Genomic DNA, 13519 nt, shown 5'->3' with positions numbered 1-13519 from the left:
GGCTTAAATCAGTTACTGCCGAACATATCCTTGATCCAGCCCGCGACGCCGTCGCTCTTCTCCTGCTGCTTCGGCGGCTGCTGCTGCTGTTGCTGCTGTTGCTGCTGAGGCTGCTGCTGCCCGGACTGATTGAACGGGTTGTTCGCTTCCTGCTGCTGCAACTGCTGCTGCTGCATCATCTCGCCCTGGCGGCACAGCGCATCCGGCTGCGTCGTCCACACCGGCAGCGAACGCATACCGCCGCTGCAGACGAAGTTGCCGTTGCTGTCCACGCCCATGTCGACCACGTCCTCAGGCGCCGTCAGCACCAGCGGCGTTGGCGTCTGGTTCGCCAGATAACGCTGGTAAATCGACATCGCACCGCTGGCGCCGTACAGTTTGGTTGGCTGGTTATTATCGCGACCCACCCAGGTGATGGTCACCTGGCTACCGTCGATCCCGGCAAACCAGGTATCGACGTTATTGTTGGTGGTCCCGGTTTTCCCCGCCAGATGGAGGCCAGGATACTTCGCGCCCAGCTGACGCCCCGTCCCGCGCTGCACCACCTGCTGCATGGTCCACAGCGTCATGTAGGCCGCCTGGGCAGGCACCGCGCGCTCCGCCTGCGGGTAGCTCTGATACAGCACCGTGCCATCTTCCGCAATCACTGACCGCAGGGCGGAGAGTGGCGCACGGTTGCCGCCGCTGGCGATGGTCTGGAAGGCCTGGGCCACTTGAATTGGCGTCAGGTTCAGCGCGCCAAGCAGCATCGCCGGCACGGCGTTGAGCTGATTCTTCGGCGCCCCCAGTTTGGTCCAGGTATCGACCACCGCCGGCAAGCCCAGCGCCATCCCGAGGTTAACCGTCGGCACGTTCATCGAACGGGTCAGGGCATCCACCAGCATCACCTGGCCGCTGAAGCGACGATCGTCGTTCTGCGGCGACCAGGTCTGGCCGTTGGACAGGCGAATAGTCACTGGCGCATCGGCGATCCACGTATTCAGGCGATACTGGTTCGGCTGGCTCAGCGCGGTCAGATAGGTCGCCGGCTTGGCCAGAGAACCAATCGACCGTCGGGCCTGCATCGCACGGTTGTAGCCGGCGAACTGCGGCTCCGCGCCGCCGACCATCGCCCGCACTTCACCGGTAAAGCGGTCCACCACCACCATGGCGGTTTCCAGATCTGCCAGCTTGCGCTGTTTCTTCAGTACCGGGATCCCTTCGGTGGCCGCTTTTTCCGCGGCATCCTGCGCCACCGAGTCGAAGGTCGTGAAGATCTTCACGCCGGAGAGATCTTTCACTTTATCGCCCAGCTTCGCCTGCAGCTCCTGACGCACCATCTGCATAAACGCCGGCTGTGGTGAAATCACCCCGCCGCGCGGCTGCACGCCCAGCGGTCGCGCGCTCAGCATGTCGTACAGCTCCTGGTCGATGACCTGCTGCTGCTGCAGCAGACGCAGCACCAGATTGCGTCGCTCAAGGGCCAGTTTCGGGTTGCGCCACGGGTTATAGACCGAGGCCCCTTTCACCATCCCCACCAGCAGCGCCTGCTGGTCGAGGCTCAGCTCTTCCACCGGACGGCCAAAGTAGTACAGGCTGGCCAGCGGGAAGCCGCGAATTTCGTTATCGCCGCTCTGACCGAGGTACACCTCGTTCATATACAGCTCAAGGATGCGATCCTTGCTGTAGCGGGCGTCGACGATCAGCGCCATGTACGCTTCGTTGGCTTTACGCCAGTAGGAACGTTCGCTGGAGAGGAACAGGTTTTTCACCAGCTGCTGGGTCAGGGTACTTGCCCCCTGCACCGTCCGGCCTGCCGTCAGGTTCGCCAGCACCGCACGGCCGATGGAATAGAGGCTGATACCATCATGCTCGTAGAAGTGGCGGTCTTCGGTCGCCAGCAGCGTATCCACCAGCAGATCGGGGAAGCCGCTGCGCTTCACGAACAGACGCTGCTCGCCGTTCGGCGACTGCAGCATGGTGATAAGCCGCGGATCGAGGCGGAAGAAACCGAACTGGCGGTTGTTATCCATATTCTCGATGGTTTCCAGATGGTCGCCGTCGAAGGTCAGACGCGCGCGCACCTGCCCTTCTTTACTGTCCGGGAAATCGAACGGACGGCGGATCATCTCGATGCTGTTGGCCTGCACCGTATATTCGCCGGGACGCGTCATCGCGCTGACCTGACGATACTGGGTGGCGTTCAGCAGACGCACCATCTCGTTTTTGCTGATCTGCATGTCCGGCTCAAGGTTCACCATTCGGCCATAGACCGCGGCCGGCAGCTCCCAGACTTTACCGTCAATGCGGCTGCGGATTTTCTGGTCGAGGTAGACGCCATAGGCGGCAATCAGCACCGCGAAGACAATCCCCAGCTTGACCAGCAGCCACAGCCAGCTGCGCTTACGACGAGGCTTACCACCTTTGCCTTTGCCTTTTCTCGGCACCGGTTTCTCATCCTCATAATCATCGTCATCATACTCGTCGTCGTAGTCCTCTTCCCGGACCCGGCGACGGGTGACTTTCTGTTTTGTCGGACGTGAGGGTCTTCCCTTACGTCCGATAGGCTCGCGGTCATCTCCCGCCATGCTTTTTCTCCGCAACGTTCAGGCGCAAAGGCCTGATTCTCAATACTTCCCCTGTTCAGAGGAAGAAGAAATCTCTCAAATTAACGTCCTGGCTGCTTACCCTCGGGACGACAACCTGCTGGCGGGCAGAACGCGCCGCCCACCTTTCAAAGGGTTGGTTTGCTTCGTTTCACATGATACTAACAATAAAAATTCACCATAAAATCATTGTGTTAAACGCATCACTGGCAGAATGAGTCAGAACATAGCACGTAATGTTCAGGGCATACAGGATAGCACTAAAATGCGACATTCTTAACCAGCATTTTACCTCGTACTCACGTAACAAGATGGGAAAGAGTATGTTTTTTAATAACATAAAAAATGACGCTCGCCCTGATGCCAAATGCGGCGGCATCATCTGCCGCAGAAAATATATTTTCCGGCCGCCAATGTTTATTATTGAAAGAAGTAAAGGGGATTAATCGAGTTTCTGCCAATAAAAATGAGAGCCTGTTAACATTTATGCAGAATCATATTTTATGATGACACCAGGGAAATATTTGTTAAACTAGCGGCCAGTGATTCATTATTTTGATTACTCTACTATGCGCATTCCGCTTATATTTCCGCTTTGCGTGGTGGCCGTGCTCTCTGGCTGCCAACAGAAACCCGCCTCAACGCTCAGTCCGGCCATCAGTAGCCAGGCGCAGCTCGAGCAGCTCTCGTCCGTGGCGGCAGGAACGCGCTATCTCAAGAATAAATGTAATCGTAGCGATCTGCCCGCCGATGAAGCTATTTATCGCGCGGCGGTGAATGTCGGCAAAGCGCGCGGCTGGGGAAATATTGACCCGGCAACGTTAAGCCAAAATAGCGACCGGCTTTACCAACAGCTTTTACAGGACAGCACCCCGGAAGCCGCGCAGTGCAGTCAATTTAATCGCCAGCTTGCTCCCTTTATTGCCAGCCTGCGCGGCGACTAAACAAAATATCTTCAACGCGCATTTTATTGCGCGTGCCCCTTATTCGCCTTTCGGCTCCTCGTCAATTTTCCCGCCGGGCCAGTCCTCCAGCGCCGCGAGGGTAAAGGTTGTGCCGTTGAAGCTAAAGATCGTCACATCCTGCTGGATCTGCTCCACCACCAGATTGGGCAGCGGGGAGTCGCCCTCCGTCCACGCTTTGCCATTTAACACAATGCTGCGCTTTTCCGCTAACGAGGCGTAGACATGCGCGCTATAGCGCAGAGGCGGCAGCGTATCGCTGTCCACCACCGGCGCGGCGGGCGCGCTGGGTTTTGTCGCCGGCGGCGGCGTCTTTGGCGTGGCCTCTCTGGCAGTGGTTAACGGCAGAAGCGCCGCATGCGCCACCGGCAAGGGCAGCGTTTGCGGCGGTGCCGGATGACGCCACTGCTCTCCGCCAAACCAGCCGAGCGCGAATAATAATCCGGCGTACAGCGGGATAATCCAGCCTGGGATCTGCACCATCCGGCCGCGGATCACCGGCGCGTCCGCCTGCGCGGAAGGCGGCTGATGCGCCACCAGCGGGGGGATCCCTCTTTCACTGTCATCACGAACAATCACCACGTTCTCCTGTTCCCTCACGATAACGAGAAGGCGCCCTTACGGGCGCCCCAAACGGCTGACAAAGCGCAATCTTCAGGGATTGCCCGGCGGCGCTGCGCTTGCGCGGGCCTACAGCTAACTGCATAACGGTTTGATATTGCAGTCCTTCACAGGCCGGGTAAGGCGAAAGCCGCCACCCGGCAGAAAGGCGGCACAATATCAAACCAGGTTTGTCATCAGCCAGAGGCGCCCTTACGGGCGCCCCACGTCACGTTATTTACTGCTCACCGGCAGGCCGGCGCCCTGCGATTCGCCCTGCGGCAATTCGAGAACAGCAACCGACCAGGCCGGCAGCGTGACCGAGCCGTCAGCGGCAATCTGCACGCCGCTGGCCAGCGAACGGTCGCCCGCCGCCTGCTGGATGGCGCTCAGCTGGAGCGATGTGCCGGCGAAATCCTGCAGCGTCCGGCTTTCCGGGGCGGCGTTAATCGCCACCACGATGCCGTCGACGCGGCTGTCCAGACTGGCGCCAGCCTGCATCCCGTCATCGATGGTCATCACCAGCAGACCGGTCTGCTGATCGGCGCCGGTATTGCGGAAGTCCACACGCTGCATCACCGTCGCGCCGTCGCCGAGGGTAAACAGCGGAGATGACTTACGCAGCGCGGTCAGCTCCTGATAAAACGCGGTCATCTGCTTGAGCTCGGCTTCACCCGGGGTGGCCACCCAGTCCTTCACGCGGGCGATGATGTCATAGTTGCTGCCATCATCGCTGCTGCGCGGCATACCGACGTTGTAGTTGTTGTCCTGCAGGGAGTAATCCACGCGGTTAAACCAGTCGCCGGAATCATACGAGTCGCGGGTAAAGGATTTGGAGCGCAGCAGCTCCGAGCCCTGCTGGTCAAAGGCGATCCCCTGGCCGAGCATGACCGTGGCCAGCGACACCGCCTGCATCCGGACGCGGGTGTCGAGATCCGCCTCCTGAGCGGCTTTGTAGCTGATCATGTCCCACAGCGTCTGGTTGTCGTGTTTTGACACATAGTTCACGACTTCCGTCGGATCAGCCGCGTAGCCGCCAGGCGCGCCGTTATAATCAATCTCGCTGCCTCTCTTCACCGCGCCGTCTTTGTCGATCAGCACGAAGTCCGCAAGGTTACCGGCCATGCCGAGACGGGTCAGATCGGCGAGGTGGCGCGCCTGATCGTCGGTCAGGGTGGTCAGCTCATTCGGCAGAACGCCGGCCCCGCTGCCCACGCCCTGGTTCTGGCGCAATGCATCGCCGGAGTCGAACGGTCCGCCGCCGCGCACGGCGTCGCGCAGACGATCGGAGAACGTGCCGATCCCGGTGCCTTTGAGATTGATTTGCGAGGCAATTTCAAAGCGATCGCTCTGGTTGGAATCCCAGCCTTCGCCAAAGAAGTAGATATCCGGGTTCAGCGCTTTAATGCGTTCCCAGGCCGAGAGGATCTGCGCTTTCGGGTGGTAGCCCATCAGGTCGAAGCGGAAGCCATCGATCTTATAATCGGTGGTCCATACCGCCAGTGAATCGGCGATAAGCTTGGCGAACATCCGGTGCTCTGGCGCCGAGTCGGAGCAACAGGTGGCCGATTCCACGCTGCCGGTGGTTTCGTTCAGACGCTGATAGTACCAGGGGACGATCTTATCCAGCACCGAGGTGCGGTCGGTCGGGCCGGCGGCGTTGGTGTGGTTGTACACCACGTCCATAATGACGTTCATTCCCAGATCCTGCTTGATCGCCTGAATCATGGTGCGGAACTCTTTAATGCGCGCCGTGCCTTCCGGGTCGGTGGCGTAGGATCCTTCCGGTACTGTGTAGTGGAACGGATCGTAGCCCCAGTTATAGGAGTCGGTCTGCGCCACCAGCGTATTCAACGCCTGCACCTGCGGGTTATCCTTACTGTCGTTCTGCTTCAGCTGAGTCAGCACCTCTTCAACCGTCGAACCGCTGTCGCAATAGCCCGCGAACTCGCTGCTCTTCACCGCGCTGTTGACCTCGCACAGGCGACTGAACGGCTGCTGAATATCGGCGACTTTGTCGCTGAACTCATTGACCGTCGCCAGATCGAAGACCGGCAGCAGCTCAATATGGGTCACGCCCGAGGCCGACAGCTGCTTCAGATGCTGGACCATATTGCTCTCCTGGGCGGTGAGCGCCAGATACTTACCGCGCAGCTCCGCAGGAACGGTTTGATCCCAGGCGGAGAGATCGCGAATATGCGATTCGTGGATCGTCATCTTCGCCAGGTCAGCTTTGGTTTTCTGCGCGTGCGGCATCGTCAGCCCGTCCCAGCCTTCCGGCTTCAGCGCGCTGTCGTTCAGATCGACCACCTGGCTGTACTCCGAGTTGGTCGACAAACTGTGGGCGTAGGGATCGGTCACTTCGTACTGCTCGACTTTGCGCGACTGCGGGTGGTAGACCGTCATCGCGTAGCGGTAGAACGCGCCTTTCAGGTCGCTCCCTCCCTGCCAGGACCAGGCGCCGGAGGCGCTGTCGCGGGTCATCGGGTGACTGGCAACCACTTTCTTGTCCGCACTGTAGAGCACCAGCTCGACCTGCTGCGCCGTGGGCGCCCAGACGCGGAAGGTCACGCCGCTATCGGTTAGCTGGGCGCCATAGCTCAGCGCCTCGGCGGCGGCGGCATAGGTATCATCCAGCACGCCGGCGGTCTGCACCTGGGTGGCGGAGCTCAGTATCCCGTCGCTTTCGGCGGATATCGCCACCGTCTCGCCCTGCAGCAATTCCTCGACGTTGACGTCATCCGGCAGCTTAAAGGCAGGATAGCTGGCGAGATGCGGGAAGCGCATGCTCACCTGCTGGCTGACGGTGGTCGGGGTCAGCTTGACATACTTATCGGTAAATTCGCCGTTACTGTCGGCGGCCACCTTACTGCTGTGGCTGTAATAGAGACGCACAATGGGTTTATTTTCCCCGCCCGGCCACAGCAGAGTGGTCTTATCGACCCAGTGCGCATCGGCCAGCGCCACGCCAAAGGCGGCGCGGAAGGCGTCGGCGCGGGAGTCATAGACCGCGCTGTTGCCGGCGATGACCGATACCGTCCGATCGGTGAAATCACTGAAAGAGACGCGCAGGTCGCTGTCGATAAGCTTATTGGTGCCATCGCGGACGATCACGTTGATACACCCGCTCTCTTTAGTCAGCGGGATCACCCAGTAAGGGCCATATTTGTCGCTGCCGGTCGGCGTGGTGCTGACATCATTCCAGTCCGCCACCGGCGCGCTCAGCGCATCACAGGTTTCGTTATTCCACAGATAGAGGTTTTTGCTGGCATAGTCGGCCGGCGCGCTGCTGGTGATGCCGGCGATATCGACGAGGTGAATGACAGCCTGGTTGGCAGAGGCTTGTACCGCTTCGCCAGGGACGGCAACGTCCGGTAAACGGACGACGACATCCTGCGGGTCGGGCGTGCCAGGATTACCGGGTTCGCCAGGTGAGCCAGAGGAAGAGGAGGAAGAGCTGTTATCACAGCCACTCAATAATACTAACGATCCAAGAAATAGGGCATGACAGGTATATCTGAGCATTCGATAGTCCCTAATATGCTTATTAAATTATAAAAGGTAAGAAAGGATGAATATCTTTACAGCGCGCTAATTAGATATTTTTGCTTTCTCAGGCGCAATCATCCCCCACAAATGAGAGGGGGGCGTAGGAAGCCGGGGGAGTAAATGAATAAAGGGAATGACGACCGCAAACCGCAAACTGATTATGATTCGCCACGCTTATCGCCATTCTCCGGCAATAATTCATTCAAAAGCCAATAATCACCTACCTGTTTCGGTAGGGTATTACGCCAGCGTGCAGAAAAATAAATTAGCAAAGGGATTAAAATGCCAATTTCTGTGATGGGGTTAACAAATATAAATAAAGGGATAATTAAATTATTACCCCGAATTGTGACGCTCATCATATTAATAACCGCCATTCCGCAGCTGGCGAAATTAACCTGGCGAGTGGTATTCCCTGTCAGTTCTGAGGATATTTCCGCCCTGCCGTTAACCGCGCCTCCGGCAGCGGAACCGGAATTAAAAAACGTGCGGCCCGCGTTTACCCTGTTTGGCCTGGCGACGAAAAATCCCCCCGCGCCAGCGGAGGCCACTAGCCTCGATCAGGTGCCGGTTTCCAGCCTGAAGCTACGCCTGGCCGGGCTGCTCGCCAGCAGCAACCCGGCGCGTTCCATCGCGATTATTGAAAAAGGAAATCAGCAGGTTAGCCTTAGCGTCGGCGATACCACCCCGGGATACGATGCACAGATCGCTGCCATCCTGCCAGACCGGATCATCGTCAACTATCAGGGGCGCCAGGAGGCCATTTTATTATTTAACGATACCCGCGCGTCGTCGTCATCGCCCGCCGCCGCGCCCCGTCCGCCCCTTATGAAGCGACTCCGTGAGCAGCCGCAAAATATCCTCACTTATTTAACGATTTCGCCGGTACTCAGCGGCGACAAACTGCAGGGCTACCGACTTAACCCTGGCAAAGACGCCTCGCTGTTTCGCCAGGCCGGCCTGCAGGCAAATGATTTGGCGATCGCCTTAAATGGCATCGATTTACGCGATCAGGAACAAGCGCAACAGGCGCTGCAGAATCTGGCCGATATGACCGAAATAACGCTAACCGTTGAGCGGGAAGGCCAACGACACGATATTGCTTTCTCCCTGGGGGATGAATAATTGCCAACCATGAAACGCCTGCGAAAAATGCTTCCTGCGCTGCTGATATTAACCCCGCTGCTATTTTCTCCGGCCGCCGCGGAGGAATTTTCCGCCAGTTTTAAAGGCACCGATATCCAGGAATTTATCAATACCGTCAGCAAAAACCTGAATAAAACGGTGATTATCGATCCCAGCGTACGCGGCACTATCACCGTGCGCAGTTACGATATGCTCAATGAAGAGCAATATTATCAATTCTTCCTCAGCGTGCTGGATGTATATGGCTTCGCCGTGATTAATATGAATAACGGCGTGCTGAAGGTGGTCCGCGCCAAAGATGCCAAGACCTCGGCCGTTCCGGTCGCCAGCGAGGCCGCGCCGGGCGAAGGCGATGAGGTCGTAACCCGGGTGGTGCCCCTGACCAACGTCGCCGCTCGCGATCTCGCGCCGCTGCTCCGCCAGCTGAACGATAACGCTGGCGCCGGCAGCGTGGTCCATTATGAACCTTCCAACGTCCTGCTGATGACCGGCCGCGCGGCGGTGATCAAACGCCTGCTGACCATTGTCGAACGCGTCGACAACGCCGGGGATCGCAGCGTGGTGACCGTGCCTCTCTCCTGGGCCTCCGCCGCGGAGGTGGTCAAACTGGTTACCGAACTCAATAAAGACACCAGCAAGTCGGCGCTGCCGGGATCGATGGTGGCGAACGTGGTGGCCGATGAGCGCACCAACTCGGTGCTGGTGAGCGGCGAGCCAAACTCGCGCCAGCGCATTATCGCCATGATCAAACAGCTCGACCGCCAGCAGGCGGTGCAGGGCAACACCAAAGTGATCTACTTGAAGTACGCCAAAGCCGCCGATCTGGTGGAGGTCCTGACCGGGATCAGCAGCTCGCTGCAGAACGATAAGCAAAGCGCCAAGCCGGTGGCCGCGATCGATAAAAATATTATTATCAAAGCCCACGGCCAGACCAACGCCCTGATCGTCACCGTGGCGCCGGACGTGATGAACGATCTGGAGCGGGTGATCGCCCAGCTGGATATCCGCCGCCCGCAGGTGCTGGTGGAGGCGATTATCGCCGAAGTGCAGGATGCCGACGGACTCAACCTCGGTATCCAGTGGGCCAATAAAAACGCCGGCATGACCCAGTTTACCAACAGCGGATTGCCGATCTCCACCGCGATCGCCGGCGCCAACCAGTACAACAAAGACGGTACCATCAGCAGCTCGCTGGCCAGCGCCCTCGGCTCGTTTAACGGTATCGCCGCCGGCTTCTACCAGGGGAACTGGGCGATGCTGCTCACCGCCCTCTCCAGCAGTACCAAGAACGATATTCTGGCCACCCCCAGCATCGTCACCCTCGACAATATGCAAGCCACCTTCAACGTCGGCCAGGAAGTCCCGGTGTTAACCGGCTCGCAAACCACCTCCGGCGACAACATCTTCAATACCGTCGAGCGCAAAACCGTGGGCATTAAGCTGAAGGTGAAACCGCAGATTAACGAAGGCGATGCCGTGCTGCTGGAGATTGAGCAGGAAGTATCGAGCGTCGCCGATTCGGCCTCCAGCACCAGCAGCGATCTCGGGGCGACCTTTAATACCCGGACGGTGAATAACGCCGTGCTGGTGGGCAGCGGCGAAACGGTGGTGGTTGGCGGGCTGCTGGATAAAAGCGTCACCGATAGCGCCGACAAAGTGCCGCTGCTCGGCGACATCCCGGTGATCGGCGCGCTGTTCCGCTCCGACAGCAAGAAAGTGTCGAAACGCAACCTGATGCTGTTTATCCGCCCGACCATTATTCGCGACCGCGATGAGTACCGCCGGGCCTCCTCCGGCCAGTACACCGCCTTCAACGATGCGCAAACCAAACAGCGGGGCAAAGAGAGCAGCGAAGCATCGCTCAGCAACGATCTGCTGCACATCTATCCGCAGCAGGAGACCCAGGCCTTCCGCCAGGTTAGCGCCGCCATTGACGCCTTTAACCTCGGAGGCCGCCCATGACGCCAGCCGCCGAACGCCGTCCGCTGTTGCCCTTCGCGTGGGCCCGCGCGCACCATCTGGTGCTGCTCAGCGACGGCGAACGCTGCGAAGCGCTGTGCCGCGCTGATACCGCCGCCCGGGCGCTGCTGGAAGCGCGCCGCCTGGCGGACGGGCCGATGAGCGTCAGCCGTCTGGCGCCGGAAGCGTTCGAGAAAGTGCTGGTGCTCAGCTATCAGCGCGACTCGGCGGAAGCGCACCGGATGATGGCCGACATCGGCAATGAGCTTGACCTCTATACCCTCGCCGAAGAGCTGCCGGATACCGACGATCTGCTCGACAGCGAAGACGATGCGCCGATTATCCGTCTGATCAACGCCATGCTCACCGAGGCCATCAAAGAGAAAGCCTCCGATATCCATATCGAAACCTATGAGCGCCATTTGCAAATTCGCTTTCGCGTCGACGGCATGCTGCGGGAAATTCTGCGCCCGCAGCGGCGGCTGGCCGCGCTGCTCATTTCGCGCATCAAGGTGATGGCGAGCCTGGACATTGCCGAAAAACGGGTGCCCCAGGATGGCCGCATGGCGCTGCGTATCGGCGGGCGGGCGATAGACGTGCGCGTCTCCACCCTGCCCTCCAGCCACGGCGAACGCGTGGTGCTGCGCCTGCTGGACAAAAACAGCGTCAACCTGGATCTGCAGACGCTGGGCATGCCCCCCGCCCTGCTTGACCAGGTCGACGCGCTGATCGCCCGGCCACACGGCATCATTCTGGTCACCGGGCCGACCGGATCCGGGAAAAGCACAACGCTCTACGCCGCCCTTAGCCGCCTCGACGCCCGGGAGCGCAACATCATGACCATTGAAGATCCGGTGGAGTATGAGCTGGAAGGTATCGGCCAGACCCAGGTCAACGCCAAAGTCGAGATGACCTTCGCCCGCGGCCTGCGCGCCATACTGCGCCAGGATCCGGACGTGGTGCTGGTGGGCGAAATCCGCGATGGCGAAACCGCCCAGATCGCCGTCCAGGCGTCGCTGACCGGCCACCTGGTGCTGTCGACGCTGCACACCAACAGCGCGCTGGGGGCCGTTTCCCGCCTGCAGGATATGGGGGTGGAGCCCTTTTTACTCTCTACTTCGCTGCTGGCGGTGATGTCGCAGCGGCTGGTGCGTCGGCTGTGCCCGCACTGTCGTCAGCCCTGGCAGGCGGATGCTGACGCCGCCCGGCAGATGGCGGTCCCGGCCGGTACGCCGCTGTGGCAGCCAAAAGGCTGCGCCCGGTGTAATTTCACCGGCTATCGCGGACGCACCGGCATTCACGAGCTGCTGCTCATTGACGACCGCGTCCGCGCCGCCATCCACCGCGGCGAAAATGAGATCACCCTGATCCAGCAGCTGGGGCCAGCCTGGCAGACCCTGCGCCATGCCGGGCGCGATAAAGCGCTGGCGGGGATCACCAGCTGGGAGGAGGTGATGCGGGTCACCGAACAGCAAACGGCGGACAGCGTCTGAGATGGCCCTCTTTCGCTATCAGGCGCTGGACGCGCAGGGCAAAACCCGCCGCGGCGTTCAACAGGCCGACTCCGCCCGCCACGCCCGCCAGCTGCTGCGGGACAAGGGCTGGCTGGCGCTGGAAGTGGCCGCCGCCGACCCGGCGAGCCGGCTGTGGCGCGGCGGGCTGATCGCCCGGCGCACCAGCGCCGGTGATTTAGCCCTGCTCACTCGCCAGCTGGCCACCCTGGTCGCCGCCGGCATTCCGCTGGAAAAAGCGCTCGATGCCGTCGCCCAGCAGTGCGAAAAGGCGTCGCTGAGAACGTTAATGGCCGGGGTGCGCAGCAAAGTGCTTGAAGGCCATTCGCTGGCGGAGGCGATGCGCGCCTATCCCGCCTGTTTCGATGGCCTGTTCTGCGCCATGGTGGCGGCCGGCGAAACCTCCGGCCATCTCGACGGCGTGCTGAACCGGCTGGCGGACTATACCGAGCAGCGCCAGCAGCTTCGCGCCCGCCTGCTACAGGCGATGATCTACCCCATCGTGCTGACGCTGGTCGCCATCAGCGTGATCGCCATTCTGCTCTCCACCGTGGTGCCGAAAGTCGTCGAGCAGTTTGTCCATCTAAAACAGGCCCTGCCCTTCTCTACCCGGCTGCTGATGAGCCTGAGCGACATTGTGCGCAGCGCGGGCCCCTGGCTGGTGCTGCTGTCATTCCTGGCGCTGCTGGGGCTGCGCTATCTGCTGCGCCAGCCCGCCCGGCGGCTCGCCTGGGACCGGGCGCTGCTGCGTCTGCCGGTCATCGGCCGCGTGACGCGCAGCGTCAACAGCGCGCGCTACGCCCGCACCTTAAGCATTCTCAACGCCAGCGCGGTACCGCTGCTGCTGTCGATGCGCATCAGCGCCGGCGTCCTCAGCAATGCCTGGGCGCGCAGCCAGCTGGAGACCGCCAGCGAATCGGTGCGCGAGGGCGTCAGCCTGCATCGCGCGCTGGAGGCCACGGCGCTGTTTCCGCCGATGATGCGCTACATGATCGCCAGCGGCGAGCAGAGCGGTGAGCTGACCGCCATGCTGGAGCGCGCGGCGGAGAACCAGGACCGGGAGCTGAGCGCGCAGATCCAGATGTCCCTCAGCCTGTTTGAACCCCTGCTGGTGGTCACCATGGCCGGCATGGTGCTGTTTATCGTGCTGGCCATCCTGCAGCCGATCCTGCAACTGAATACCCTTATGAGTATGTGACTGTATTAA

10 protein-coding genes are annotated in these 13519 nt (G+C 60.3%); 7 read left to right on the top strand and 3 right to left on the bottom strand.

All coding sequences use genetic code 11. From position 1 onward, the window contains the following. Positions 1 to 8: 8 nt before the first annotated feature. The gene (mrcB, locus tag QLG03_RS13995) at positions 9 to 2567 is read right to left on the bottom strand and encodes a bifunctional glycosyl transferase/transpeptidase (protein ID WP_255989432.1); all 2559 of its coding nucleotides are present in this window, start codon (positions 2565 to 2567) and stop codon (positions 9 to 11) included. A 378-nt stretch (positions 2568 to 2945) separates the two neighbouring features. On the opposite strand from mrcB, the gene QLG03_RS13990 reads away from it, so the two are divergent. After that, entirely contained in the window at positions 2946 to 3092 is a 147-nt protein-coding gene (locus tag QLG03_RS13990) for a hypothetical protein (protein WP_044521095.1), read from the top strand. A 62-nt stretch (positions 3093 to 3154) separates the two neighbouring features. Continuing rightward, positions 3155 to 3529 carry a type II secretion system pilot lipoprotein GspS gene (gene gspS / locus QLG03_RS13985; protein WP_023292031.1) on the top strand — a complete coding sequence of 125 codons (375 nt, stop codon included), beginning with the start codon at positions 3155 to 3157 and terminating at the stop codon, positions 3527 to 3529. A gap of 39 nt (positions 3530 to 3568) precedes the next feature. Here gspS and gspB read toward each other — a convergent pair whose 3' ends face one another. Beyond that, positions 3569 to 4126, bottom strand: coding sequence for a type II secretion system assembly factor GspB (gene gspB, locus QLG03_RS13980; RefSeq protein WP_186978084.1), 558 nt, complete (start codon positions 4124 to 4126; stop codon positions 3569 to 3571). Positions 4127 to 4381: 255 nt separating this feature from the next. Then, entirely contained in the window at positions 4382 to 7672 is a 3291-nt protein-coding gene (pulA, locus tag QLG03_RS13975) for a pullulanase-type alpha-1,6-glucosidase (RefSeq protein WP_023292029.1), read from the bottom strand. A 184-nt stretch (positions 7673 to 7856) separates the two neighbouring features. Here pulA and QLG03_RS13970 point away from each other — a divergent pair, with 184 nt between their 5' ends. Genes QLG03_RS13970 through gspF form a run of 5 tightly spaced genes read left to right on the top strand, consistent with a single transcriptional unit; the run spans position 7857 to position 13510 of the window. After that, entirely contained in the window at positions 7857 to 7994 is a 138-nt protein-coding gene (locus QLG03_RS13970; RefSeq protein WP_032429281.1) for a hypothetical protein, read from the top strand. After that, positions 7979 to 8821: a type II secretion system protein GspC gene (gene gspC / locus QLG03_RS13965; protein WP_032452715.1), complete on the top strand. Its 843-nt coding sequence runs from the start codon at positions 7979 to 7981 to the stop codon at positions 8819 to 8821. Before QLG03_RS13970 ends, gspC begins: the two co-directional genes overlap by 16 nt. Before the next feature lie 9 nt (positions 8822 to 8830). After that, entirely contained in the window at positions 8831 to 10804 is a 1974-nt protein-coding gene (gene pulD, locus QLG03_RS13960) for a GspD family T2SS secretin variant PulD (protein WP_282473650.1), read from the top strand. Next, the gene (gene gspE, locus QLG03_RS13955) at positions 10801 to 12294 is read left to right on the top strand and encodes a type II secretion system ATPase GspE (protein WP_023292026.1); all 1494 of its coding nucleotides are present in this window, start codon (positions 10801 to 10803) and stop codon (positions 12292 to 12294) included. Before pulD ends, gspE begins: the two co-directional genes overlap by 4 nt. Position 12295: 1 nt before the next feature. Next, a complete protein-coding gene (gspF, locus tag QLG03_RS13950) occupies positions 12296 to 13510 on the top strand; it encodes a type II secretion system inner membrane protein GspF (protein WP_023292025.1) in 1215 nt (404 codons plus the stop codon). The last annotated feature ends 9 nt before the right edge of the window (positions 13511 to 13519 follow it).

The organism is Klebsiella sp. V115_8, from assembly GCF_029967715.1.
In the GTDB taxonomy this organism is placed as follows: Bacteria; Pseudomonadota; Gammaproteobacteria; order Enterobacterales; family Enterobacteriaceae; genus Klebsiella; species Klebsiella quasipneumoniae.
Note: the sequence above shows the minus strand (reverse complement) of the source record. Positions and strands in the feature narration are given on the sequence as shown.